This is a genomic window from Methylopila turkensis (assembly GCF_027922325.1).
Taxonomy (GTDB): domain Bacteria; phylum Pseudomonadota; class Alphaproteobacteria; order Rhizobiales; family Methylopilaceae; genus Methylopila; species Methylopila turkensis.
The window spans coordinates 409365-431980 of the sequence record NZ_BSFL01000003.1 but is presented as its reverse complement, the minus strand read 5'-3'; the positions used below and the strand labels follow the sequence as shown (position 1 = coordinate 431980).

The window sequence follows — 22616 nt, the reverse complement described above, 5'->3', positions numbered from 1 at the left end:
TCCTTGAGGTTCGGGCGGTTCGTCCGCCTCTCAGCTCGCGACGATGGTTGCGCGTCCGCGGCCGCTGACCACCGCGGGGATCGATCCCGGCTCGTGGATGGAGAAGACGATTACCGGAAGCGCGTTCTCACGCGCAAGCGCGAAGGCCGCCGCGTCCATGACCTTGAGGTCGCGATGCAGCACCTCGTCATGGGTCAGGCGCTCGAAACGGGTGGCGGTCGGGTCCTTCTTGGGGTCGGCCGAGTAGATGCCGTCCACCTGCGTCGCCTTGAGCAGCGCGTCGCACCCGGTTTCGATCGCGCGCAGCGCGGCCGCCGTGTCGGTGGTGAAGAAGGGGTTGCCGGTCCCGGCCGCGAACAGCACCACGCGGCCGCGGTCGAGGTGGGCGAGCGCCCGCGGCCTCGTGTAGGTCTCGCACACCGCCGGCATGTCGAGCGCGGAAAGCACGCGCGACTGGGTGCCGGTGCGCATGATGGCGGCGGACAGCGCCAGCGCGTTCATGACCGTCGCCAGCATGCCCATGTAGTCGCCGGTCGCCCGGTCGACGCCCTGCGACGAGACCTGCACGCCGCGGAAGATGTTGCCGCCGCCGACGACCACCGCGACCTCCACCCCGAGGGCGTGGGTCGCGGCGATGTCGGACGCGATGGCGTCGACCGTCGGCTGATGAAGGCCGAAGCCCTGGGGGCCCATCAGGGCCTCGCCCGAGACCTTGACGAGCACCCGTTTGTAGGCGGGCTCCGACGGAGCGGTCATCGCCGCGGCCCCGGCCGGCTCAGTTCGCGCCGGCCGCCGCGGCGACTTCGGCGGCGAAGTCGCTCTCTTCCTTCTCGACGCCCTCGCCGAGCGCGAGACGCACGAAGCCGGTCAGCTTGATCGGAGCGCCGACCTCCGCCTCGGCCGCCTTGACGGCCTGGGCGACGGTCTTCGAGCCGTCATGGATGAACGGCTGCTCGAGCAGGGTCGCCTCCTTGTAGAAGGTCTTGATGCCGCTCTCGACGATCTTGGCGATGACGTTCTCGGGCTTGCCGCCTTCGCGCGCCTTCTCGGCCAGAACGCCCTTCTCGCGCTCGACGACCGCGGGATCGATCGAGGCCGCGTCGAGGCCCTGCGGGTTGGTCGCGGCGACGTGCATCGCGATCTGCTTGCCGAGCGCCGTCAGCGGCTCGGCTTTGCCCTCGGACTCGAGCGCGACGAGCACGGCGATCTTGCCGAGGTTCGGCGCGACCTGGCCGTGGACGTAAGTCCCGATGACGCCAGCGGAAACCGACAGACCGGCGGCGCGGCGCAGCGTCATGTTCTCGCCGATCTTGCCGATCGTCGCCTGGATCTTCTCCGACACGGTCCCGCCGCCCGGATAGGCCGCGGCCTCGATCGCCGCGACGTCGGAGCCGCCGGTCGACAGCGCGACGGTCGCGATGGTCGCGACCATGTCCTGAAATTCCGGGTTACGAGCGACGAAATCGGTCTCGGAATTAACCTCGACCGCGACGCCCTTCGGGCCGTCCACGGCGAGCGCGACGAGGCCCTCGGCCGCGACGCGGCCGGCCTTCTTCGCGGCCTTGGCGAGACCCTTCTTGCGCAGCCAGTCGACCGCGGCCTCGATGTCGCCGTCGACCTCGCCCAGCGCGTTCTTGCAGTCCATCATGCCGGCGCCGGTCTTCTCGCGAAGCTCCTTCACCATGGCTGCGGTGATGTTGGCCATATCGTCCTCTGAAAATCGTGCGCCGCCCGAACGACGGGCGGCGGAATGATCGGCTCGTTCGGCGCGCCCGCCGCGATCGGGGGCGCGCCGGGGGAGGCGTTCGTCAGGCGGCCAGGCCGGCGAGCAGTTCGCGCGCCTGCGCGACCCAGCCCTCGCGGTCGAAGCGCCCGTTCAGCTTCAGGTCCGCGTCCGCCTTGGCGACGTCGGCCGGGGTCATCGCGGCGATCTGCCAGTAATGATAGACGCCGTACTCGTTGAGCTTCTGCTCCAGCTGCGGGCCGACGCCCGAGAGCTTGGCGAGATCGTCCGGCGCGCCGCGCGGGGCTGCGAGCAGCTCGAACGCCTCGACCGGAGCGTCGGCGACTTCCGCGACCTCCGGGCCTTCCGCCGGAAGCTCCTCGATCAGCGGCTCGTCCTGGGCGCCGAGGTCGACGCCGAGGTCGCCCTGGCTGCGGCCGATGCCGTCGATCGCGGCGCGGGCGATCAGGTCGCCGTAGAGCGCGAGCGCGCGGCCGGCGTCGTCGTTGCCCGGCACCGGATAGGTGATGCCCTCGGGATCGGAGTTGGTGTCGAGGATGGCCGCGACCGGAATGCCGAGGCGACGAGCCTCCTGCACCGCGATCTGCTCCTTGTTGGTGTCGATCACGAAGATCAGGTTCGGCAGGCCGCCCATGTCCTTGATGCCGCCGAGCGTCTTCTCGAGCTTGTCGCGCTCGCGCGACAGCGTCAGGCGCTCCTTCTTGGTGAAGCCGTGGGCTTCGCCGGAGAGCATCTCCTCGAGTTTGCGCAGGCGCTGGATCGAACCGGAGATGGTCTTCCAGTTCGTCAGCATGCCGCCGAGCCAGCGGGCGTTGACGAAGTACTGCGCCGAGCGGCGGGCCGAGTCGGCCACCACGTCGGCGGCCTGGCGCTTGGTGCCGACGATGAGCACGCGGCCGCCGCCGGCGACCACGTCCGAGACGGCCTGCAGCGCGCGATGCAGCAGCGGCACGGTCTGGGCGAGGTCGATAATGTGGATGTTGTTGCGGGCGCCAAAGATATAGGGCGCCATCTTCGGGTTCCAGCGGTGGGCCTGGTGGCCGAAGTGCACGCCGGCCTCGAGCAGCTGGCGCATGGTGAAGTCAGGGAGAGCCATCGTCGTCAATCTTTCCGGTTGCCTCCGCGGGAGCTCACCGGAGCTCGACCGTCGAGCCCGGCGCCGGAGCGGCTTGGTTGTCGCCGCATAACCCGCGTGTGGGATGGCGCGGCTTATAGGCGCAAAGACCGGCCCAAGGCAAGGCGTCGGAGGCCGCGTTTGCCGTTGCGCCTTCCCCGTGAGAAACAAGGCCGACCTCCCCCTAAAAACGCCCGGCCCTCCCCATGCGCCCTCCCCGCCGTCCCGACCGTTCCGACTCCAGGCCGTGGGCGAACCGTGGGCCCCGGCGCGGACCGGACCGTCCGCAGCGCGACTTCCCGCGTGACCACGACGGCCCGGTCACGCTCTATGGCTTTCACAGCGTCGTGGAGGCGCTCTCGAATCCGAAGCGCCGGATCATCCGGCTGATGGCGACCGAAAACGCCCTCGCCCGCCTCGCCGAGGCCGGCGTCGCGACGCGCGTCGAGCCCGAGATCGTGCGTCCGGGCGCGATCGACCGGCTGCTCACGCCCGACGCCGTCCATCAGGGGCTCTATCTCGAGGCGGAAGCGCTCAAGATTCCGACGCTGAAGACGATCCCCCAAGACGGCCTCGTTCTGGTGCTCGACCAGATCACCGACCCGCACAATGTCGGCGCCATCGTGCGCACGGCCGCCGCCTTCGCCGTCGACGCCATCGTCACCACCGCGCGCCACAGCCCGGAGGCGACCGGCGTGCTGGCGAAGAGCGCGAGCGGCGGACTTGAACACGTCCCGCTGGTGCTGGTCCAGAACCTGGCGCGCGCGCTCGAAACGCTGGCCGAGCGCGGCTTCCGCCGCGTCGGGCTCGATTCGGAAGGACCCGAGACCCTGGATGCAACGCCGCTCGGCGACGGCGGCGTGGCGCTGGTGCTTGGCGCCGAAGGCAAGGGATTGCGGCAGCTGACCCGTCAGACCTGCGACGCCCTAGCGCGCCTCGACATGCCGGGCGCGATCAAGAGCCTCAACGTCTCGAACGCCGCCGCGATCGCGCTGCACAGCGTGCGGCGCGAGAAGCCGTTCAACGCGGAGCGAGCTGGTTGATCCGGCTGCCGGCGTCGGTGCGCACGGTCGGGCTCGAATAGACCGGCGGGGTCCGCCGCAGGCCCTGGTTCGCGCGGCCGATCTGATCGTAGGTGTCCGGCCGTCCCGGCACATTCAGCCGGCGCCCGCGGCCATCGTAGCGGGGCGCCTCCAGCGGCGCGGCCGCCCGCGGCTGGGGCGTCATCCGGACCTCCGGCGTGCGGCGACCTCTTCGCCAGTCCCTGTCCGCGCGTCCGGCCGGCCGCGTGATCGCGCCGGGGCTACGCTCGTAAGGCTCCGCGATGATCGACTTCGGCCGCTCGATCGCGCCCACGGCGGAAGCGCCCGCGAGCGCCATCGCCGCCGATAACAATCCTGTGTACAAAGGATTTCTGAAACGGTCTTTCATCGTTTGTCTGATCGACGCCTCTATCGGGTCACCGGTATTTATGGTTTGCAATACTGTGCGCCAAGGGGCGAAGGCCTGTCGGGCTTGCGCGCCGGTGTCGCCGTAACACGACAAGCCTCTGCCAAAAGGGGCGTTTCAGGGGGGAAGGGCGCGACGGGCGTCGCGCCGCAAACGTCGGCGGGTCCTGTTCGTCGAGGCCGCCGGCTCCGAAAGTCCAAACTTTCCAAGCCGCCCCAGAGCGGCGACCGTCCGAGCGCGCGCCGCCGCGCGCATTCAACCGAGGTGAACGCCCATGTCCGTCGCCAGCACGACCGCCGCCGCCGCGCCGCCGCGGCCGATGACGCGAGAAGAAAAGAAGGTCATTCTGGCCTCCTCGCTCGGCACCATTTTCGAATGGTACGACTTTTACCTGTACGGCACGCTCGCCGTCATTATCGGCAAGCAGTTCTTCTCCGCCTTCGAGCCGGCGACCCAGGCGATCTTCGCGCTGCTGGCCTTCGCCGCGGGCTTCCTCGTGCGGCCGTTCGGCGCTCTGGTGTTCGGCCGCCTCGGCGACCTCGTCGGCCGCAAGTACACCTTCCTGGTCACCATCGTGATCATGGGCGCGTCGACCTTCCTCGTCGGCCTGCTGCCGAGCTACGCCGCGATCGGCTGGCTCGCCCCGGTGATCCTGATCCTGCTCCGAATGCTGCAGGGCCTCGCGCTGGGCGGCGAGTATGGCGGCGCGGCGGTCTATGTGGCCGAGCACGCTCCGGTCGGACGCCGCGGCTTCTACACCGCGTGGATCCAGACCACGGCGACGCTCGGTCTGCTGCTCTCGCTCGCGGTCATCGTCAGTCTGCGCCTCGGCATGGGCGAAGAGGCGTTCCAGACCAGCTTCCCGCTGTTCTTCGGCCTGCAGGGCGGGTGGCGCATCCCGTTCCTCGCCTCGATCATCCTGCTGGCGATTTCGATCTACATCCGCCTGCAGATGAACGAGTCGCCGGCCTTCCTGAAGATGAAGGAAGAAGGCACCCGCTCGAAGGCGCCGCTGTCCGAGGCCTTCGGCCAGTGGAAGAACGCCAAGATCGTGCTGATCGCGCTGTTCGGTCTCGTCGTGGGCCAGGCGGTGGTCTGGTACACGGGCCAGTTCTACGCCCTGTTTTTCCTCCAGAACATTCTCAAGGTCGACCTGCTGACGGCCAACGTGTTGATCGCGTGGTCGCTCATCATCGGCACGCCCGCCTTCCTGTTCTTCGGCGCGCTGTCCGACAGGATCGGCCGCAAGCCGGTGATCCTCGCCGGCTGCCTCATCGCGGCGCTGACCTACTTCCCGCTGTACGGCGCGCTCACCTCGGTCGCGAACCCCAAGTACGAGCGCGCGCTCGAGAACGTTAAGATCGAGGTCTCCGCGGATCCCGCGACCTGCGGCAATCTGTTCGACCCCGTCGGCATCCGGAAGTTCACGGCGCCCTGCGACGTGGCCCGCCGGACGCTGTCGCAGCAGGCGCTGCGCTACACCAAGGTGGACGCGCCGGCCGGCTCGCCGTTCCGGGTGACGATCAACGGCGCCGAGGTGCCGTTCACCGACGCCGCCACCTTCCCGAAGACGGTCGCCGAAGCGGCTGTCGCCGCCGGCTACCCGGCCGCGAACGACGCCGAGAAGGTCAAGGTCACTGGCTTCTTCAGCGCCCTCGGAAATCCGCAGGCGCTGAAGATCATCGCGATCCTGACGGTCATGGTGCTCTACGTGACCATGGTCTACGGCCCGATCGCGGCCGCGCTGGTCGAGTTCTTCCCGACCCGCATCCGCTACACCGCCATGTCGCTGCCCTACCATATCGGCAACGGCTGGTTCGGCGGTCTGCTGCCGGCGACCTCGTTCGCGATCGTCGCCTCGACGGGCGACATCTACTCCGGCCTTTGGTACCCGGTCGGCTTCGCGCTGATGACGGTGGTGATCGGCGTGCTGTTCGTCCGCGAGACCAAGGACGTCGACATCCAGAACTACAACTGAGCGCTTCGGGAGGGGCTGGCCGGTCGCGGCCGCCCCCTCCTCCGCTCGCTCAGCGCGCAATAGAAAAGGGCCCCGCCGGTCGCCGGCGGGGCCCTTTCGTTTCGTCTGCTGCGGGGCCGAAAGCCCCGCGTCGTCAGAGGCCGAACGGCTCGGTCTTGCCGGTGCGGACGTTCGCGGCGTGGGCCTCTTCGAAGAACGCAACGATCTCGAGCCAGGCGCGGGCGAAGACGGCGCCGACCAGGCCGGTCGAACGGTTTGCGGCGGATGCGAGCGAAGCGGTGGTCATGAATGTCGTCCTGATCAAAGGTCTGCGCGGTCAGCGCTTTCTTGACCGGACAATTGGCATGCCAGATGCCAATGTGGAAGCTACTTCGACGAAGGTCTGATATCTCCCGCATGCATGGCTGGGAGACAGCCGCCCGCGGTTCTGCATGGCGCAAATAGCGATGCGCCGGTGCGCCCGGGAGCGAAACTCCCGGGCGCACCGGCCGTTGGTCAGCTCGCCGGCCACCAGGCGATGTCGGTCACATCCTTCGCGCCTTCGATCTTGCCGGCTTCGGTCGTGGCGCCGGAGGACAGGTCGACGGAGTAGAGCGTGTCGCCCGTCATCAGCCACCCGACATTGCCGGTCTCGCTGGCCACGATGTTGAAGGCGATGGGCTCGACCAGCTTCGCCTTGATCTTGCCGATGGCGGAGAGGACGCCGTCGTTCGGAGGCGCCTGCTTCACCAGCGCCGGAATGGTGGCGTCGATGTTGAACAGCTCGGTCTTCTCCGCCTTCTTCCCGTTGATCGAGTTGGTGTAGGCGCCGGCGACGACGTTCGGCTTCTCGCCCTTATGCATGTCGGTCTCGGCGAACTTCAGCGAGCCGTCGACGGTCGCCTTGCCGTCGTCGACGTTGACGCGGAGGCTGACGCCGCCGTCGGTCAGGATGCGCAGGCGGTCGGCGGCCGGGTTGAAGTCCACGGTCACCTTGGCTCCGGCGGGCAGCTTCTCGCTCAGGGCGCTTTTCTTCGTCGCGGCGCCCGTCTTCGGATCGATCGTCACGATGTCGCCGCCGGCGGTGACGCCGTAGAGCAGGCCGTCCGCCGGCCGCACGTCGATGCCGACGAGATCGGCCGCGCCGGTCACCGAGACCGCGCCGGTGACCTTGCGCGCTTTCGGATCGACCATCGCGAGCGAGGAGCCTCCGACCAGAGCGATCAGCGTGTCGGCTGAGGCGGGGGTGGCGAAGGCCGCGGCGCCGAGGGCGGCCGCGATTCCGAGGGCGCGAAACGTCATGGAAGCGTCTCCTGTTGCATTGGCCCGCCGGCTTCTTCGCCGCAGGCGATAATCGCCCTACCCCCTGCGCCGTATGTGCGGATGCAACGAAAGCGGTCTCGTTTTCGTGAGCGGCTTCCCGATGGCCCTCGCATCCGGAAACGGCCGCCGGCGTGTAAACAGGGCGTGGCGCCCGCGTCGGCGAGCGGCGCCGCTGTGCATCCGCCGCGCCTGTGAGACCGATGACCTCCCCGACAGCGCCCGACCGGGATTTCGTGGCCGAACTGCTCGCGGCCTGCGCCGAGCGCGACCGCATGGCGCTGCGCCGGCTGTTCGAGACCGAGGGCCCGACGCTGATCGCGCTCGCGCGGCGGATCGTGCGCCGGGCCGACGTGGCGGAGGAGGTGGTGCAGGACGCCTTCGTGCAGATCTGGCGGCGGGCGTCGAGCTTCGATCCTGCGCGGGGGTCGGGACGCGGCTGGGTCTACGCCGTCGTCCGCAATCGCGCGCTCAGCCACCTGCGCGACGAGCGCCACGTCCCGGTCGACGACATTGAGCTGCAGTCCTATGCCGACGCGCAGACGGACGTGGACGACGCCTTCGCGCGGCTTTCCGCCGAGAGCGCGCTGCGTCGCTGCCTGGCGCGGCTCGACGCCAAGCCGCGCGCGAGCGTGCTGCTGGCGCATGTGGCCGGCCTCAGCCACGGCGAGATCGCCGAGCGGCTCGGCGCGCCGCTCGGGACGGTCAAGACGTGGATCCGCCGTTCGCTGATCGCGCTGAAGGAGTGCATGACGTGAGCGCGCGCGAGGACCTCGACGTCGAGGCCGGCGAGTACGCGCTCGGGTTGTTCGCGCCGGAGGAAGCGGACGCGCTCGAGCGCCGGTTACTCGACGACCCCGCCTTCGCCGCCGCGGTCGGCAGATGGCGCGAGCGCCTGCACGATCTCGACCGCGCCGCGGAGCCGGTCGAGCCGTCGCCGGACCTGTGGCGCAGGATCGAGACTCAGCTCGACGACGCGCCGAGTCGGGCCCCCGCCCGCCACGCAGCGGCCCCCGGCTTTGCGGCCCGCATATGGAACAGCCTGACGCTCTGGCGTGGGGTCGGCCTCGCCGGCGCGACCGCCAGCGTCGCTCTCGCGGTCGCGCTGGGCGCAGCCCGCATGGACGCACCCCGCACCCCGGTCGTGATCGCAGTCCTGCTCAGCGCCGACTCGACGCCGGGCGCCGTCGTGGAGGTGTTCGCCGACAATTCGGCCCATGTGGCGCCGATCGCCGACGTGCAGATTCCCTCGGGCCGCGCCCTCCAGGTGTGGACGCTTCCTGACCCGCAGACGGGACCGGTCTCGATCGGCCTGATGCAGGACAACCGTCAGGCGCGGCTACAGCCGGTCCGCCTGCCGGCCCCCAAGCCCCGGCAGCTCTATGAGATCACCCTCGAGCCGGCGACCGGCTCGCCGACAGGGCGGCCGACCGGCCCGATCCTCTTCAAGGGCTACGCCGAGCCGCCGCGCTGACGCCAGACGGACCGTGCGCCGACGCGGGTTGCCCGGAGCGCGCGAGCGGATAGCTTTGGCCGCGACACGCCCCGCGCTCCCGCGGGACCGCCCATCGAAAGGAAGCCGCCATGGCCGAAGCCGCCGCCGCGCCGATCGAGCTGTTCTACTGGCCGACCCCGAACGGCTGGAAAGTCACGATCATGCTCGAGGAATGCGGGCTGCCCTACGTCGTCCGGCCGATCAACATTGGCAAGGGCGACCAGTTCAAGCCCGAGTTCCTCGCGATCTCGCCGAACAACAAGATGCCGGCGATCGTCGATCCGGCCGGACCGGACGGCGCGCCGATCTCGGTGTTCGAGTCCGGCGCCATCCTGCAGTATCTCGGCCGCAAGACCGGACAGTTCTATCCCGCCGACGAGCGCCGCCGGGTCGAGGTGGAGGAGTGGCTGTTCTGGCAGATGGGCGGGTTCGGCCCGATGCTCGGCCAGACCCACCATTTCCGGGCCTACGCGCCCGAAAAGGTTCCCTACGCGATCGACCGCTACACCAATGAGACCAACCGCCTCTACGGCGTCCTGAACGAGCGCCTGAAAGACCGCGAGTTCATCTGCGGCGACTACTCGATCGCGGACATGGCGGTCGTCGGCTGGGCCAAGCTTTGGGAACGGCAGGGCCAGGACATCGCCGAGTTTCCCCATGTGAAGCGCTGGCTCGACCTGATGTTCGCGCGCCCCGCGGTCGCGCGCGGGCTCGCCGTCAAGGTGGATGAGCCGCCGATGGACCTCGCCGCCGACAAGGACGCCCAGAAAGTGCTGTTCGGCCAGCGCGCCCGCGCCGGCTGAGGCGGACCGGAACCACCCCCGCCCGACGGCGTTCTGCGTCCGCGTCCAGACGTCGCGGAACGTCGGCGTCTCGCAATACGGCTTGGCTGAGCCATGTAACGGCTTGAGCGCGGTGGAACCCCACGCTCAAGCGCACACTCTGGAGAACGCAACATGTCCGAGACCACCGGAACCGGCCCCGCCCCGCTCGAGCGGGACATCGCCGCGCTGAAGGAGGACGTCGCCCGCCTCGCCGACACGTTGTCGACCCTCGTCGCGGACAGCGCCGCGACGGCCAAGTCCGCGGCCGAACAGGCCGCCACATCCGCGCGCGACACCGCGGTTTCGGCCGCCGACGAACTGAGCGCGTCGATCGAGCAGAATCCTCTGACCGCCGTGCTGATCGCGCTTGGCGTCGGCTATGTCGTCGGCGTGATCGGACGTCGCTGATGTGGAAGGTCCTGCTCAACGCAGGCCTGGGCTTCGCCACACTCGACATCGGGCTGCGCATCCGCCGCCTCAAGCGGATGGCCGTGCTGTTCGCGGTCGCGGCCGTGTTCGCGCTGTTCGCCATCGGCGCGCTGCTGGTCGCGATCGGGGCGCTCATCGAGCCCCGATTTGGGGCGGCGGGCGCCGCCGGCATCATCGGGGGCGTGCTGGTGGTGATAGCGGCGCTCTGCGCATGGGCGGCGACATGGCGTCCCCGACGCAGGCGTCGGGCTCCGATGGTCGAGCGCGTGCGGGCCGAACTGCAGGCCGCCGGCTCATCCGTCTCGCAGGCCGTCGCTCCCGCCACCGCGACGGTGGCGGGCCGTGGCCGGGCAAAGAGCCTCAACATCGTCCTGCTGGCGACGCTCGCAGGCGTCATCCTCGGCCGCAAACTTTGATCGGGGCCATCGTTGGCTTCTGGCCCGCGCGAATGGCCGCCCGCTAACTTCGGCGGGCGGGATACCCGCCGGGTGAGGCGCTCTGCCGCACTGCACAAAAATCGCGCGCAACGCTTGTGAACGTTCGATGCGCATGCCTGCGCATCAGGCTTCCTCCTAGTTCACACCCTTGCGACCTCGTGCTATGCCTCGATCTCCGCTTCCATGAACCGAGGGTCGTAATGGTCACGCCGCGATATTCGATGTTGTCGCACAGCAGCGAATTGGAAAAGGCTCGCCAGATACTTGGCGGCCGCAGCGAGTCCGTCATCATCGTCGGCAACGGACCGAGCGTTTCAGAAGTCGACTACTCAAAGCTTCCGAAGGACGCTTACGTCTTCCGGTGCAACTGGTTCTTCCTTGAGGCGGAATACAGGTTCAACCGGCACGTGGATCTGTATTTCTGGTCTGTCTACAACAAGCACCTGCACGAGCGCCTACGCAAGATCAAGATGTCGGGCGAATACACGTTCGGCGCGTTCTGCTGCCCGTTCGTGATCCCCGAAGACAACAACGACTTCGGCGGCTCGTACAACGACGTGCTGACGCCTCAGCTCGACCATTGGGCGATCATGTGCACGGTGTCGGAGCTCGGCCGTCCGCTGATGTCGCGGCCGCTCCCGACGCAAGGCATGCAGATGCTCGCGACCGCGCTCGCGCTCGGCTATCGCGACATCCATCTCGTTGGCATCGACTTCTATATGGACGCCAACAACCGCTACTTCTTCAACATTCCGGACGACGTCCGCGTCCACCTGAAGGAGAAGGACTATCGCGGCGGTTACGAGGAGAAGCATTCGCTCTCCATGGACATCCGCTACCTCGAGCTCTGCGCGCGGATGTTCCCGGACGCGAAGATCTGGAGCCAGAAGTGCCCGGTCGACCTCGCCGAGATCCTGCGCAAGCCGGAGCCCTGCGCGCAGGGCGGCTTCCGCCGCATCATCGAGCCCGCGAAGCTCGCCGACGGCGCCGAGCGCGAACCGACCTTCGCCCTGCGCACCAATTCGGTGACCGGCAAGGAAGAGAAGGTCGCTTACGTCACCTACGTGAACCGCTCGTTCCAGTTCGGCCTGTGGGCGCTCGCCAATTCGCTGGCGGAGCACACGGACATTCCGCTCATCGCCATGGTCGCGCCGGAAGACGCCGATCTCTGCGACGGGTTGAAGAACGCCCACGCCTGCGTGGTCAAGAACATCGACAACCCGAACAAGCTGGCGCGCAACAAGCGCCGCTTCGCGACGACCTACACCAAGCTGAACGTGTTCGGGCTGAGCTATCTCGACAAGGCGGTGTTCCTGGACGCCGACGTCGTGGTGCTGAAGAACATCGACAACCTTTTCGATCACGACCGGTTCGCGGCCGCGCCGGACACCGGCATCAACATGTCCGACGGCGGCTTCAACAGCGGCGTGTTCGTGTGCCAGCCGAGCCCCGAACTGTTCAGCGCCATGCTCGGCACGCTGCGTGACATCGCCTCCTCCGACGGCGGCGACCAGGGCTTCCTCAACCGCTTCTTCGACGACTTCACGGTTCTCGACCGCAAGTATAACACCTTGAAGCGGCTGCACCGTGAACTGCCGATCCTGTTCGACCTCGACGAGATCGCGGTGCTGCACTTCGTCGGCGTGAAGCCGTGGGGCCGGTTCAAGGAGCCGAACTCCGAATACGTCCTGCTCGAGAAGCTTTGGTTCAAATATCTGACCGAAGACCAGAAGGTGATGGTGATCTCGTTCCTGCGGTCGCAGTCGATCGAGGCCTTCGCGCTGATCAAGGAGCTCTATGGCGAAGACGCCATCTCCGTGCTGGAGAAGCATCTGAAGAAGACGCAGGCGCAGAAGGCCCTGGCCGCGGCGAGCCCGGTCACGCTGGTGGCCTCCGCCTGACCTCACGCGACCCCTTCGACGCCGTACCCGAGACCCGGACGCGCTCCCGCGCTCCGGGTCTTTTTCATCGCCAGCCGGTCAGCCGTCCATCGCTTCCAGCGCGCCGACGCTTTCCGGCAGCACCTGGCCGCCGTCGACCACGAGCGTCTGGCCGGTGACGTAGGCCGCGCCGTCGCTCGCGAAGAACAGCGCCGCCGCGGCGATGTCCTCCACCCCGCCGAGCCGGCGCATCGGGATCGAGGCCGCCATCTTGTCGAGATAGTCCTGCCCAAGCCCGTCCAGGCCCTCGGTCAGGATATTGCCCGGCATCACCGCGTTGACCGTGATGTTCCAGGGCGCGAGCTCGATCGCGGCGGTGCGCATGAAGCCAAGCTGCCCCGCCTTGCTGGCGCCGTAGTGCGCCCAGCCGGGATAGCCGGTGATGGGTCCCGTGATCGACGACGTCAGAACGATCCGGCCGCGCCGCGCCGCCTTCATGGCTGGCAGGCAGGCCGACACGGTCAGAAACGTGCCCTTGAGGTTGACGTTCATGACCTGATCGAAGTCCGCGGCCGTCATGTCTCCAAGCTTGGCGGCCGGAAAAATCCCGGCGTTGGCGCAGAGCACGTCGATCGCGCCGTACCGGTCGAGCGCCGCAGCCGCCATGGCCTCCGTCGCGGCCGGATCGGCGACGTCGGCCGAAAACCCGCTCGCCCCGTTTCCGATCTCCAGCGCGGTCGCGTCGGCCTGCGCGGCGTCGCGCGCCACCACCAGAACGCGGTAGCCGGCCTCGGCGAAGCCACGCGCAACACCCTTCCCGATGCCCTTCGATCCGCCGGTGACGATCGCCACCCCGCCCGTCGCCGCCATGAACCGCCCTCGTGAGGTTTGTCTCGCAAGGCGAGGCTCATCGATCTGGGCCACGTTGTAAACGAGCCTGCGCCGCGGAAAGTTTTTCGGACGCGCGCAACCCACTTTGAAGCCCGTCTGAGCTCCGACAGGGCGGCGCAGTCCGGCTGAGTGCACTTGGAGCCTGTGCTGGCGCGTCACGGAACGAAAACCGCGCGTCCCGCCGGCATGATGCGGCTTTATATTATTAGATAATACTTATTAATCTTTGTTGCTCGTGCGCATCATATATTGCCAAACTTGCCCGATCCTCGGCGAGATAATTGCGCGCCTCCGGAAAGTGGCATTAAACCGACTGAACCTGGGCATTTTTGTAACGATCCGGTGAGTCGGGGGAACGTTTATGCGACTGAAATTTGTTCGCGCCATAGCTCTGGGCGCGACCGGCATGGCCACGGCCATGTCGGGGCCCGCTGCGGCGCAGGATACGATCGCCCTGCCTGAGATCGACGTCATCGGAACCACGCCGCTCGGCGGCGACGGGCTCGACCGCGACAAGGTGCCGGCGAACGTCTACAGCGTCAGCTCCGATCAGCTTCGTGCGGCGAACGCGACGACGGTGCAGGAAGGACTGTCGCAGACGACGCCGGGCGTCAGCATCTCCGACGTGACGGGCAATCCGTTCAACAAAGAGCTGTTCTTCCGCGGGTTTCAGGCGTCGCAGACCAATGGCGCGCCGCAGGGCCTCGCGGTCTACCAGAACGGCGTGCGCGTCAACGAATCCTTCGGCGACACCGTCAACTTCGAGTTCATTCCGACGGTCGCGATCGACCAGCTAGACGTCTGGACGAACAACCCGGTGTTCGGCCTGAACGCGCTCGGCGGCGCGCTGAGCTTTCAGACCAAGAACGGCTTCACCTTCCAGGGCGTCGAGCTCGAGGCGCAGATCGGTTCGTTCGGCCGCCGCGAAGGCTCCGCCCAGTGGGGCCAACAGTTCGGCAACTGGGCCGGCTACATCGCGATCGACGGCGCCCGTGACGACGGCTGGCGCGATTTTTCGGCGTCGAACGTCAAGCGCGTGTTCGGCGACGTCGGGTACAAGACCGACCGGGCCGAGATCCATCTCAACTTCACCTACGCCGACTCGAAGCTCGGCGTGGTCGGCCCCACGCCGTTCGAGCTGCTCGAAGAGCGTCGCCGCAACGTCTACACCGGCGACCAGATCAACGAAAACGAGATGGGCATGCTGAACTTGCAGGGCAAGTTCGAGATCACCGACGCGTGGTCACTTCAGGCCAACGCCTACTACCGCCGGTATAAGTCAAAACGCGTCGACGGCAACGACACGGACGTCCGCCCGTGCGAGGACGACGCCACCCTGCTCTGCCTTGAAGCCGACGACTTCCCCGGCGTGGACGACGACGATCCCCGCCTGATCGTGCGCGACGTTCGGACAGGCCTTCCGCTGGCCAATCCGGGGTTCGTCCCCGACGCCGACGGCGAGTTCCCCGCGGGGCTGACGCCCGGCTCGATCGAGCGGTCGCGCGTCCGCACCGACTCGGCCGGCGGCACCCTGCAGGCCACCAACGAGTCCGAGCTGTTCGGCCGCAAGAACCACTTCGTCATCGGCGCCGCCTATGACTTCGGCAAGACCGATTTCAGCGGGTTCAGCGAGCTTTGCTTCATCCCCGAGAACCTGCAGTGCATCGGCACAGGGCAGTTCTACTACACAGAGATTCCGGGCGGCATCACGCCGGTCGACCTGACAGCCAAGAACCACTATCTCGGGCTCTACGCGACCGATACCTACGACATCACAGACCGCCTTTCGGCCACCATCGGCGCGCGCTTCAACTACGCCAAGATCATCACCAAGGATAAGGGCAAGTACGCGCCTCTGAACGAGGATCGCGACGGCCCCGCCGGTCCGAATCTCGACGGCAATCACGACTTCACGCGCTTCAACCCGATGGGCGGCCTGACCTACAAGATCACGCCGGACATCACGGGTTACGCCTCCTACTCCGAATCGAACCGCGCCCCGACGCCCCTGGAGCTCGGCTGCTCCAACCCGGACATCCCGTGCCCGCTCGAGGCGACGCTGGTGTCGGATCCGCCCCTGAAGCAGGTCGTGACCCGCACGGGGGAAGTCGGCCTTCGCGGCAAGACCAACATCGCCGACGGCCTGCTGCGCTGGAGCTTCGGCCTCTACCAGGCCAACAACAAGAACGACATTCTCAGCATCCCGAGCAACATCGCCGGCCGTGCCTATTTCGACAATGTCGGCAAGACCCGCCGCCAGGGCGTCGAGGTCGCGGCCCAGTACTCGGCCGAGAAGTGGGCGCTCTACGTCAACTACTCCTACGTGAACGCGACCTTCCGCAAGAACGTGACGCTCGGCTCGCCGAACAACCCGCAGGCGAACGAAGACGGCGAGATCGACGTGCGGAAGGGCGATCGCCTAACGGGCATCCCCGCGCATCAGTTCAAGATCGGCGGCGCCTACCGCGTCACACCGGAATGGACGGTCGGCGCCGACGCGCAGGTCTATGGTTCGCAGTACTTCGTGGGCGACGAGTCCAACCAGAACGGCAAGCTCGACGGCTACGCCGTCGTCAACGTCAACACCTCGTATCAGGTGACGCAGCAGATCCGCGTGTTCGGCGGCATCCGCAACCTGTTCGACAAAAAGTACGAGACCTACGGCACGTTCTTCGACGAGGACGACATCGGCTTCCTTGAGCTCGAGGATCAGCGTTCGCTGACGCCGGCCCGGCCGATCTCGTTCTACGCCGGCCTCAACTACAAGTTCGGCGCCGAGGCGGCTCCGGTGCTCGTCACCAAGTACTGACGCGACGGGGGCGTTCCCCGCGCGACGCACCAGCCCGCGGCGAGCCACCTCGCCGCGGGCTTTTTCTGTTCGAGGCCTGGGCGGGATGACGACACTTGACCGAAGTCGGCGTTCGGGCGAAATCCGTCCTGCCCCTTTGGCGTGGCTGCGGCGGGAAAAGCGACGAAAACGGCTCCTCCGCCCGGGGCGTGATCGCGCCAGCTCCGGGAGCGCGGCCATAAGCAGAGGTTCGCCGGTTTAGCTCAGCGGTAGAGCAGCGGTTTTGTAAACCGAAGGTCGGGGGTTCGATCCCCTCAACCGGCACCAGCGCCCTCGGCGCCCGCGTCATCGGCAGCCTGCTGCGGCCAGCGGACCAGAGCCGCACGCCCCGCGTCGGTCAGCGCGTAGACGCCGCGCTCGGTGCGGATGAACCAGCCATAGACGTTGCGCAGCAGGATCGACGCCGCCTGCGGCGCGGCGGCGCGCAGATCGCGAGGCCGGGCGGGCCCTCGCGACAGCGCGGCCGCGCACAGCAGCGCCTGCTGGCGATAAGCGGTCATGATCGGCGCGCGCGAGCCGCCGCCGAGCGTCGGGTCGCCGCGGCGCCGCTCATACTCGTCGAGCAGACGCGCGCGCCGTTTCGGCTCGCGACGGGGATGCGGCGCGGCGGGGCTCAGCAACGGATGAACCGCGCCGTTCCGGTCGACGCCGAGCAGGCCGAAGCCGAGCCGCCGGCACAGATCGCGAAAGCGGCGGTCGCGCTCGCGCCCTCCCCGTCCGCCGATCTCGGCGGCGAGCCAGACCTCGTCGCACGCCCCCGCCCGGTCCACGCCCTGCAGCAGCAGGTCGAGATTGAACCGCCGCTTCAGTTCGCACACCACCACGACCGGCGGTTCGCCGGCCTTGACCGCCAGCACGTCGCAGCCGCCGACCTCGCCCTTGGCCGCGAAGCCGAGGCCTTCGAGGAAGGCCTTCACCGGCGCATAGAGACTCGTTTCCATCGCGCCATTCTACCGGCGCGGGTCCGCCGGCGCTTCCGCCGCGTCAGTTCGACCTTGCGGCGCGGCGTGGGTTGTGGCTTCGAAGTCTGTGGCGATTGGCCGACGAGCGGAGACCACCACATGGCGCGGCTGCAGGGCGACCCGGCGGGGAGCGCGGCGTTCGAACTCGACGGCGTCACCTTCGCGATCGAAGGCCGGACGCTGCTTGCGCCGCTCACCGCGGCGTTCGCGCCCGGCCGCGTCACGGGGCTCATCGGCCACAACGGCTCCGGCAAGTCGACGCTGCTGAAGCTGCTCGCGCGTCAGACCACGCCGTCCGGCGGCTCGGTCCGCTTCGGCGGCCAGCCGATCGACGCCTGGGGCGCGCGCGCCTTCGCCCGCCAGATCGCCTATCTGCCGCAGCAGCCGCCGACCGCAGCCGGCCTGACCGCGCGGGAGCTGGTGGCGCTCGGCCGCTATCCCTGGCACGGCGCGCTCGGCCGGGTGACGGCGGCGGATCGCGCGGCGGTCGCCCGCGCGCTGGAGCTGACCGACACGGTGGGATTCGCGGACCGCATGGTCGACGAACTGTCGGGCGGCGAACGCCAGCGGGTTTGGCTCGCGATGCTGGTGGCGCAGGAGGCGCGCTGGGTGCTGCTCGACGAACCCACCTCGGCGCTCGACATCGCCCACCAGATCGAGGTGCTGTCGCTTGTGCGGAAGCTCAGCGTCGAGCACGGCCTCGGCGTCGTCGTGGTGCTGCACGAGGTCAACATGGCCGCGCGCTTCTGCGACGAGCTGGCGGCGTTGCGCCGCGGGGCGCTGATCGCGCGCGGGGCCCCGGACGAAATCATGACGAAGGCCCGCCTTGCAGCGATCTACGAGGTCGAGATGGAGGTGATCCCGCACCCGACGACCGGCGTCCCGGTCTGTTTCGCGGCCTGAACGGCCGCTTACGCTCGCGCGATCGTGCGCCGGCGGGACGGGACGCGCGGGCGAAACGTCCCATGTCCCGACACGCCGCGCTTCGAACGCGGCGGACCTCGCCAGGGAGCCGCCGATGACGTCGCCTCGTCATGTTGTCACCCGCCGCGCCGCGCTCGCCGGCGCAGGCGCGCTCGCCGCCACGGCGGCGCTGCGGCCAAGCCTCGCCCCGGCGGCCGCGCCTCTTGCGAGACCCATCCCATCGACCGGCGAACAGATCCCCGCCGTCGGCCTCGGCACCTGGATCACGTTCAACGTCGGCGAAGACCGCACGCTGCGCGACGAATGCGCGGCGGTCATGGAGGCGTTCTTCGCCGGCGGCGGCCGCATGATCGATTCCTCGCCGATGTACGGTTCCGCCCAGCCGGCGGTGGGCTACGGCTTGCGCAAGCTCGGGCGCCCGGACGCGCTGTTCTCGGCGGAAAAGGTCTGGACGTCTTCGGGCCGTGACGGGGCGGCGCAGATCGAGGCCACCCGGCGGTTCTGGGACGTGCCGCGCTTCGACCTGCTGCAGGTCCACAACCTGCTGGCGTGGGAGGCGCATCTCGAAACGCTTCGGGCCATGAAGGAGCGCGGCGCGCTGCGCTATGTCGGCATCACCACCTCGGAGGGCCGGCGCCACAGCGAGCTCGAGACGATCCTCGCGTCGACGCCGCTCGACTTCGTCCAGCTCACCTACAATCCCCTCGACCGGGAGGTTGAACGACGGCTGTTGCCGCTCGCGCGCGAGCGCGGCGTCGCGGTCATCGTCAATCGTCCTTTCCGGCAGGGCCGCCTCACGGAGGCGCTGGAGGGCGAACCGCTGCCGGGCTTCGCCGCCGAGCTCGGCGCGACGACCTGGGCGCAGCTCATCCTGAAGTTCATCGTCGCCCACCCCGCGGTGACCTGCGCCATCCCGGCGACGACCAGCGTGGCCCATGTGCGCGAGAACCTCGCGGCCGCCTCAGGTCCGCTGCCGGACGAGGCGATGCGCGCCCGGATCGCGGCCCACATCGCCGATCTCTGATGTCGGAGTGGTGGACCTACCGGCCGTCCGACTTCCTGCTGTTCTCGCCCCGGGTCTATGAACGCCTGATCGAGGCCCACAACGCGGCGCTGTGGCCGTTCCAGCCCGTCGGGGTCCTGCTCGGCCTCATCCTGCTTGTGGCTGTCTGGCGGGGCCGGGACGGCGAGGCGCGGCTCGCGCTCGCGGGGCTCGGCGTCATCGCCGCCTGGGTCGGGTGGAGTTTTCTCGGCCAGCGCTACGCCGCGATCAACTGGGCGGCCGGCTATGCGGAGGTCGGCTTCGCGGTCGAGGCCGTGGCGCTGGTCGCGGCAGGCGTTGTGCTCCGCGCTCCGCTGGCGACGTCGAACGCGCTCCGGCGCGCGACCGCCATCCTCCTGATCGCCGTCGCGGTCGTCGCCTATCCTCTGCTCTCGTCGCTCGGCGACCGCTCGCTCGCGAGCGCGGAGACCTTCGCGTTCATGCCGGAGCCGACCGCGATCGCGACGCTTGGCGCGCTGGCGACGCTGCGGCGCCGCCTCGCTCTCGCGCTCGGGCTCGTTCCGCTGGCGTGGTGCCTGTACGCCGGGATGACGCTGTGGACGCTCGGCGACGCCGTCGCCGCAGCGCCGCTCGGGGCTGCGGCGCTGTTTCTCGCCACTCTCGCGCTGGGAGGGCGCTCCCGTCAGGTCTCGGGCGAGCGCTTGCGCAGCAGATAGCTGTCCATGATCCAGCCGTGGCGAGCGCGCGCCTCGTTGCGGACGCGTTCGATCTCGTCCGCGACATCGCTCAGGCGGCCGGAGACGAGAATCTCGTCCTCGGTCCCGACATAGGCGCCCCAGTAGATGTCCACGTCGTCGCCTTCGAGCCGCCGGTAGGCGTGCTCGGCGTCGAGCATGACGGCGATGGTGTCGGCGTCCTCGGAGAAGCCCTTCAGACGGCGCCCGGTGGTGATCTCGACGGCGCGGCCGACCGTGTTCAGCGTCGTCCGGTGCTTCGCGGCCAGCGCCTGCAGGCTGGTGACGCCGGGAATCACCTCCCATTCGATGCGGTGACGTCCGCTGTCCGCGATCTCGCCGACGATCCGGATCGTGCTGTCGTAGAGCGCGGGGTCGCCCCAGGTCAGGAACCCGCCGCACTCGCCGTCGCCGAGCTCGTCGGCGATCAGGCGCTCGAACACGACCTGCTTGCGGGCGTTGAGATCGTCGATGCTGGCGGCGTAGTCGGCGGCGTCGCGCTCGCGCTCGGGGCTCGCGGCGTCGACGAATCGGTGCGCGCGGTCCGGCCGGATGAACCGGCGGCAGATCTCGCGGCGGATGGCGATGAGCTTGTCCTTGGACGGCCCCTTGTCCATCAGAAAGAAGACGTCGACCTCGTTGAGGGCGTCGATGGCCTGGACGGTCAGGTGGTTCGGATCGCCGGCCCCGATGCCGATGATCTTGATCCGCTTGGTCACGCCGCCCTCCCCGCGTTCGGTCGCGCGCGGCCTGGCGCGCGACGGTCTGCGACTCCGGCCGTCACGAATCGACGGCTCGCCCTAAAGCAATGACGGCGACCTTACGGTCGCCGGCCATGTCTTCGTCTGTCTTCGGGAGAGCCGACCCGCACGAACCGGGTCGACTTGAGGATGCGGCAGGAACACCAAGAAGGACTTGGTGGGCGCACTAGGGCTCGAACCTAGGACCCGCTGATTAAGAGTCAGCTGCTCTACCAACTGAGCTATGCGCCCGAAAGTCAAAGTGACCGGCGGGACGCCGCATCGCTGAAGTGCGCGGGATGTATCAAACGCCCCCGCGCCTGTCCAGCCCCGTTTATGCGTCTTCCTGGAAAACCTCGTCGCGCTTGGCGCGCACCGAAGGCAGGAAGGTGACGACCAGCACCAGCACGGCGAGAACCAGCAGGGTCGCGCTGAGCGGACGCGTGACGAACACGGAAGGATCGCCGCGCGAGATCGTCATGGCGCGCCGCAGATTCTCCTCCAGCATCGGCCCGAGCACGAAGCCGAGCAGAAGCGGTGCCGGCTCGCATTCGAGCTTCACCAGCACGTAGCCGAGCAGGCCGAACGCCGCGACCGCAAAGAGATCGAACGCGTTCGAGTTCACGCTGTAGACGCCGATGGCGCAGAAGGCGAGAATCGCCGGGAACAGCATGGTGTAGGGCACCGTCAGCAGCCGGACCCAAAGCCCGATCAGCGGCAGGTTCAGCAGAACCAGCATCAGGTTGCCGACCCACATCGAAGCGATCAGGCCCCAGAACAGCTCCGGCTTCTCGCTCGCGACGTTCGGTCCTGGCTGGATGCCCTGGATGATCATCGCGCCGATCATCAGCGCCATCACCGGGTTCGCCGGGATGCCAAGCGTCAGCATGGGGATGAACGAGGTCTGCGCGCCGGCGTTGTTCGCCGATTCGGGCGCCGCGACGCCTTCGATGGCGCCCTTGCCGAAACGTTCGGGCGTCTTCGAGATCCGCTTCTCGACGGTGTAGGCCGCGAAGGACGACAGCACCGCGCCGCCGCCCGGAAGAATGCCGAGCACCGAGCCGAGGGCCGTGCCGCGCAGCACAGGCGCGACCATCGCCTTGAAGTCCTCCTTCGACGGCCAGAGGTTCGTGACCTTCTTGACCATCACTTCGCGATCGGTCTCGTTCTCGAGATTGCGGAGGATTTCGGCGATGCCGAACACGCCCACCGCGACCGCGACGAAGTTGAGGCCGTCCGCCAGTTCGAGGAAGCCCATCGTGAAGCGCTGGGCGCCGGTGTTCACGTCCGAGCCGACAAGCCCAAGGAGCAAGCCGAGGACGACCATGGCGAGCGCCTTCAGCACCGATCCGCTCGCCAGCGCCACCGAGGCGACGAGGCCCAGCATCATCAGCGAGAAGTACTCGGCCGGCCCGAACTTCAACGCGACCTCGGTGAGAGGCGGCGCAAACAGGGCGATCAGGACCGTCGCCACCGATCCGGCGAAGAACGATCCGAGCGCGGCGGTCGCAAGCGCGGGGCCCGCCCGGCCCTGCTTGGCCATCTGGTAGCCGTCGATCGCGGTGACCGCCGAGGAGCTTTCGCCCGGCAGGTTGATCAGGATCGCGGTGGTCGAGCCGCCGTACTGCGCGCCGTAATAGATGCCGGCGAGCATGATCAGCGACGTCGCCGGCTCGAAATTGAAGGTGATCGGCAGCAGCATCGCGATGGTCGCGGTCGGGCCGATGCCCGGCAGCACGCCGATCAAGGTCCCGAGCAGCACGCCGACGAAGCAGAAGCCGAGATTGATCGGCAGCGCGGCGGTGCTGAAGCCCAGCCCGAGGTTGGCGATCAGTTCTTGGCCTGTGGCGAGGATGTCCATGTCT

At 68.3% G+C, this 22616-nt stretch carries 22 protein-coding genes and 2 tRNA genes; 13 read left to right on the top strand and 11 right to left on the bottom strand.

All coding sequences use genetic code 11. The features are described 5' to 3' along the window. Positions 1–30: 30 nt before the first annotated feature. The 3 genes from pyrH to PKE78_RS13275 form a co-directional block, all read right to left on the bottom strand. Positions 31–756, bottom strand: a complete 726-nt coding sequence (pyrH, locus tag PKE78_RS13285; RefSeq protein WP_271201383.1) for a UMP kinase — start codon at positions 754–756, stop codon at positions 31–33. Between the two features lie 19 nt (positions 757–775). Next, positions 776–1705 carry a translation elongation factor Ts gene (tsf, locus tag PKE78_RS13280; protein WP_271201382.1) on the bottom strand — a complete coding sequence of 310 codons (930 nt, stop codon included), beginning with the start codon at positions 1703–1705 and terminating at the stop codon, positions 776–778. Positions 1706–1808: 103 nt separating this feature from the next. Then, complete coding sequence (locus PKE78_RS13275; protein ID WP_271201381.1) at positions 1809–2840, bottom strand: 30S ribosomal protein S2; 1032 nt, start codon at positions 2838–2840, stop codon at positions 1809–1811. 224 nt (positions 2841–3064) lie between these two features. Between PKE78_RS13275 and rlmB the strand changes: the two genes are divergently transcribed. Continuing rightward, positions 3065–3901, top strand: coding sequence for a 23S rRNA (guanosine(2251)-2'-O)-methyltransferase RlmB (rlmB, locus tag PKE78_RS13270; RefSeq protein ID WP_271201380.1), 837 nt, complete (start codon positions 3065–3067; stop codon positions 3899–3901). Here the strand turns inward: rlmB and PKE78_RS13265 are convergent. Beyond that, positions 3879–4238: a hypothetical protein gene (locus PKE78_RS13265; protein WP_271201379.1), complete on the bottom strand. Its 360-nt coding sequence runs from the start codon at positions 4236–4238 to the stop codon at positions 3879–3881. The two genes, rlmB and PKE78_RS13265, sit on opposite strands and share 23 nt — an antisense overlap. A gap of 343 nt (positions 4239–4581) precedes the next feature. Here PKE78_RS13265 and PKE78_RS13260 point away from each other — a divergent pair, with 343 nt between their 5' ends. Continuing rightward, positions 4582–6285, top strand: a complete 1704-nt coding sequence (locus PKE78_RS13260) for an MFS transporter (RefSeq protein WP_271201378.1) — start codon at positions 4582–4584, stop codon at positions 6283–6285. 133 nt (positions 6286–6418) lie between these two features. Here the strand turns inward: PKE78_RS13260 and PKE78_RS13255 are convergent, their stop codons facing one another. Both PKE78_RS13255 and PKE78_RS13250 read right to left on the bottom strand, forming a co-directional pair. Then, on the bottom strand, positions 6419–6571 hold the full coding sequence (locus PKE78_RS13255) for a hypothetical protein (RefSeq protein ID WP_271201377.1): 153 nt from the start codon (positions 6569–6571) through the stop codon (positions 6419–6421). Positions 6572–6780: 209 nt separating this feature from the next. Continuing rightward, positions 6781–7566: a DUF4394 domain-containing protein gene (locus PKE78_RS13250; RefSeq protein WP_271201376.1), complete on the bottom strand. Its 786-nt coding sequence runs from the start codon at positions 7564–7566 to the stop codon at positions 6781–6783. A 221-nt stretch (positions 7567–7787) separates the two neighbouring features. Here PKE78_RS13250 and PKE78_RS13245 point away from each other — a divergent pair, with 221 nt between their 5' ends. The 6 genes from PKE78_RS13245 to PKE78_RS13220 all read left to right on the top strand — a co-directional run bounded on the left by PKE78_RS13245 (position 7788) and on the right by PKE78_RS13220 (position 12670). Further along, the gene (locus PKE78_RS13245; RefSeq protein ID WP_271201375.1) at positions 7788–8342 is read left to right on the top strand and encodes a sigma-70 family RNA polymerase sigma factor; all 555 of its coding nucleotides are present in this window, start codon (positions 7788–7790) and stop codon (positions 8340–8342) included. Beyond that, the gene (locus PKE78_RS13240; protein ID WP_271201374.1) at positions 8339–9058 is read left to right on the top strand and encodes an anti-sigma factor; all 720 of its coding nucleotides are present in this window, start codon (positions 8339–8341) and stop codon (positions 9056–9058) included. The genes PKE78_RS13245 and PKE78_RS13240 overlap by 4 nt, the downstream gene beginning before the upstream one ends. A 110-nt stretch (positions 9059–9168) precedes the next feature. After that, positions 9169–9882, top strand: coding sequence for a glutathione S-transferase N-terminal domain-containing protein (locus PKE78_RS13235; protein ID WP_271201373.1), 714 nt, complete (start codon positions 9169–9171; stop codon positions 9880–9882). 153 nt (positions 9883–10035) lie between these two features. Continuing rightward, a complete protein-coding gene (locus PKE78_RS13230; protein ID WP_271201372.1) occupies positions 10036–10311 on the top strand; it encodes a hypothetical protein in 276 nt (91 codons plus the stop codon). Continuing rightward, a complete protein-coding gene (locus PKE78_RS13225) occupies positions 10311–10748 on the top strand; it encodes a phage holin family protein (RefSeq protein WP_271201371.1) in 438 nt (145 codons plus the stop codon). The genes PKE78_RS13230 and PKE78_RS13225 overlap by 1 nt, the downstream gene beginning before the upstream one ends. 221 nt (positions 10749–10969) lie before the next feature. Next, entirely contained in the window at positions 10970–12670 is a 1701-nt protein-coding gene (locus PKE78_RS13220; RefSeq protein ID WP_309299106.1) for an alpha-2,3-sialyltransferase, read from the top strand. Between the two features lie 78 nt (positions 12671–12748). On the opposite strand, the gene fabG is transcribed toward PKE78_RS13220, so the two are convergent. After that, positions 12749–13519 (bottom strand): 3-oxoacyl-ACP reductase FabG, encoded by a 771-nt coding sequence (fabG, locus tag PKE78_RS13215; RefSeq protein ID WP_271201369.1) that lies wholly within the window; start codon positions 13517–13519, stop codon positions 12749–12751. Positions 13520–13958: 439 nt separating this feature from the next. On the opposite strand from fabG, the gene PKE78_RS13210 reads away from it, so the two are divergent. Then, the gene (locus PKE78_RS13210; protein ID WP_271201368.1) at positions 13959–16349 is read left to right on the top strand and encodes a TonB-dependent receptor; all 2391 of its coding nucleotides are present in this window, start codon (positions 13959–13961) and stop codon (positions 16347–16349) included. A gap of 231 nt (positions 16350–16580) precedes the next feature. After that, positions 16581–16655: transfer RNA gene (locus tag PKE78_RS13205), tRNA-Thr, on the top strand. On the opposite strand, the gene PKE78_RS13200 is transcribed toward PKE78_RS13205, so the two are convergent. Next, positions 16643–17329 carry a DUF2161 domain-containing phosphodiesterase gene (locus PKE78_RS13200; protein WP_271201367.1) on the bottom strand — a complete coding sequence of 229 codons (687 nt, stop codon included), beginning with the start codon at positions 17327–17329 and terminating at the stop codon, positions 16643–16645. The genes PKE78_RS13205 and PKE78_RS13200 overlap by 13 nt on opposite strands. 120 nt (positions 17330–17449) lie before the next feature. Here PKE78_RS13200 and PKE78_RS13195 point away from each other — a divergent pair, with 120 nt between their 5' ends. The 3 genes from PKE78_RS13195 to PKE78_RS13185 all read left to right on the top strand — a co-directional run bounded on the left by PKE78_RS13195 (position 17450) and on the right by PKE78_RS13185 (position 19993). Continuing rightward, complete coding sequence (locus tag PKE78_RS13195; RefSeq protein ID WP_271201366.1) at positions 17450–18253, top strand: ABC transporter ATP-binding protein; 804 nt, start codon at positions 17450–17452, stop codon at positions 18251–18253. Between the two features lie 115 nt (positions 18254–18368). Continuing rightward, positions 18369–19298 (top strand): aldo/keto reductase, encoded by a 930-nt coding sequence (locus PKE78_RS13190; protein WP_271201365.1) that lies wholly within the window; start codon positions 18369–18371, stop codon positions 19296–19298. After that, positions 19298–19993 carry a DUF6064 family protein gene (locus PKE78_RS13185; protein ID WP_271201364.1) on the top strand — a complete coding sequence of 232 codons (696 nt, stop codon included), beginning with the start codon at positions 19298–19300 and terminating at the stop codon, positions 19991–19993. Before PKE78_RS13190 ends, PKE78_RS13185 begins: the two co-directional genes overlap by 1 nt. Here the strand turns inward: PKE78_RS13185 and cobF are convergent. The 3 genes from cobF to PKE78_RS13170 all read right to left on the bottom strand — a co-directional run bounded on the left by cobF (position 19960) and on the right by PKE78_RS13170 (position 22612). After that, entirely contained in the window at positions 19960–20730 is a 771-nt protein-coding gene (gene cobF / locus PKE78_RS13180) for a precorrin-6A synthase (deacetylating) (protein WP_271201363.1), read from the bottom strand. The genes PKE78_RS13185 and cobF overlap by 34 nt on opposite strands. A 197-nt stretch (positions 20731–20927) precedes the next feature. Then, a tRNA-Lys gene (locus tag PKE78_RS13175) sits at positions 20928–21003 on the bottom strand. Between the two features lie 82 nt (positions 21004–21085). Continuing rightward, entirely contained in the window at positions 21086–22612 is a 1527-nt protein-coding gene (locus tag PKE78_RS13170) for a tripartite tricarboxylate transporter permease (RefSeq protein ID WP_271201362.1), read from the bottom strand. Positions 22613–22616 lie beyond the last annotated feature (4 nt).

What these genes read in the sequence shown, in the direction of transcription:
- PKE78_RS13190 (WP_271201365.1), top strand. Translation starts at nt 18,369, where the DNA reads ATGACGTCGCCTCGTCATGTTGTCACCCGCCGCGCCGCGCTCGCCGGC.
- PKE78_RS13230 (WP_271201372.1), top strand. Translation starts at nt 10,036, where the DNA reads ATGTCCGAGACCACCGGAACCGGCCCCGCCCCGCTCGAGCGGGACATC.
- PKE78_RS13170 (WP_271201362.1), bottom strand. Translation starts at nt 22,612, where the DNA reads ATGGACATCCTCGCCACAGGCCAAGAACTGATCGCCAACCTCGGGCTG.
- PKE78_RS13265 (WP_271201379.1), bottom strand. Translation starts at nt 4,238, where the DNA reads ATGGCGCTCGCGGGCGCTTCCGCCGTGGGCGCGATCGAGCGGCCGAAG.
- fabG (WP_271201369.1), bottom strand. Translation starts at nt 13,519, where the DNA reads ATGGCGGCGACGGGCGGGGTGGCGATCGTCACCGGCGGATCGAAGGGC.
- PKE78_RS13210 (WP_271201368.1), top strand. Translation starts at nt 13,959, where the DNA reads ATGTCGGGGCCCGCTGCGGCGCAGGATACGATCGCCCTGCCTGAGATC.
- PKE78_RS13250 (WP_271201376.1), bottom strand. Translation starts at nt 7,566, where the DNA reads ATGACGTTTCGCGCCCTCGGAATCGCGGCCGCCCTCGGCGCCGCGGCC.
- PKE78_RS13195 (WP_271201366.1), top strand. Translation starts at nt 17,450, where the DNA reads ATGGCGCGGCTGCAGGGCGACCCGGCGGGGAGCGCGGCGTTCGAACTC.
- PKE78_RS13275 (WP_271201381.1), bottom strand. Translation starts at nt 2,840, where the DNA reads ATGGCTCTCCCTGACTTCACCATGCGCCAGCTGCTCGAGGCCGGCGTG.
- pyrH (WP_271201383.1), bottom strand. Translation starts at nt 756, where the DNA reads ATGACCGCTCCGTCGGAGCCCGCCTACAAACGGGTGCTCGTCAAGGTC.
- PKE78_RS13255 (WP_271201377.1), bottom strand. Translation starts at nt 6,571, where the DNA reads ATGACCACCGCTTCGCTCGCATCCGCCGCAAACCGTTCGACCGGCCTG.
- PKE78_RS13245 (WP_271201375.1), top strand. Translation starts at nt 7,788, where the DNA reads ATGACCTCCCCGACAGCGCCCGACCGGGATTTCGTGGCCGAACTGCTC.
- tsf (WP_271201382.1), bottom strand. Translation starts at nt 1,705, where the DNA reads ATGGCCAACATCACCGCAGCCATGGTGAAGGAGCTTCGCGAGAAGACC.
- PKE78_RS13220 (WP_309299106.1), top strand. Translation starts at nt 10,970, where the DNA reads ATGGTCACGCCGCGATATTCGATGTTGTCGCACAGCAGCGAATTGGAA.
- PKE78_RS13225 (WP_271201371.1), top strand. Translation starts at nt 10,311, where the DNA reads ATGTGGAAGGTCCTGCTCAACGCAGGCCTGGGCTTCGCCACACTCGAC.
- PKE78_RS13200 (WP_271201367.1), bottom strand. Translation starts at nt 17,329, where the DNA reads ATGGAAACGAGTCTCTATGCGCCGGTGAAGGCCTTCCTCGAAGGCCTC.
- PKE78_RS13235 (WP_271201373.1), top strand. Translation starts at nt 9,169, where the DNA reads ATGGCCGAAGCCGCCGCCGCGCCGATCGAGCTGTTCTACTGGCCGACC.
- rlmB (WP_271201380.1), top strand. Translation starts at nt 3,065, where the DNA reads ATGCGCCCTCCCCGCCGTCCCGACCGTTCCGACTCCAGGCCGTGGGCG.
- PKE78_RS13260 (WP_271201378.1), top strand. Translation starts at nt 4,582, where the DNA reads ATGTCCGTCGCCAGCACGACCGCCGCCGCCGCGCCGCCGCGGCCGATG.
- PKE78_RS13185 (WP_271201364.1), top strand. Translation starts at nt 19,298, where the DNA reads ATGTCGGAGTGGTGGACCTACCGGCCGTCCGACTTCCTGCTGTTCTCG.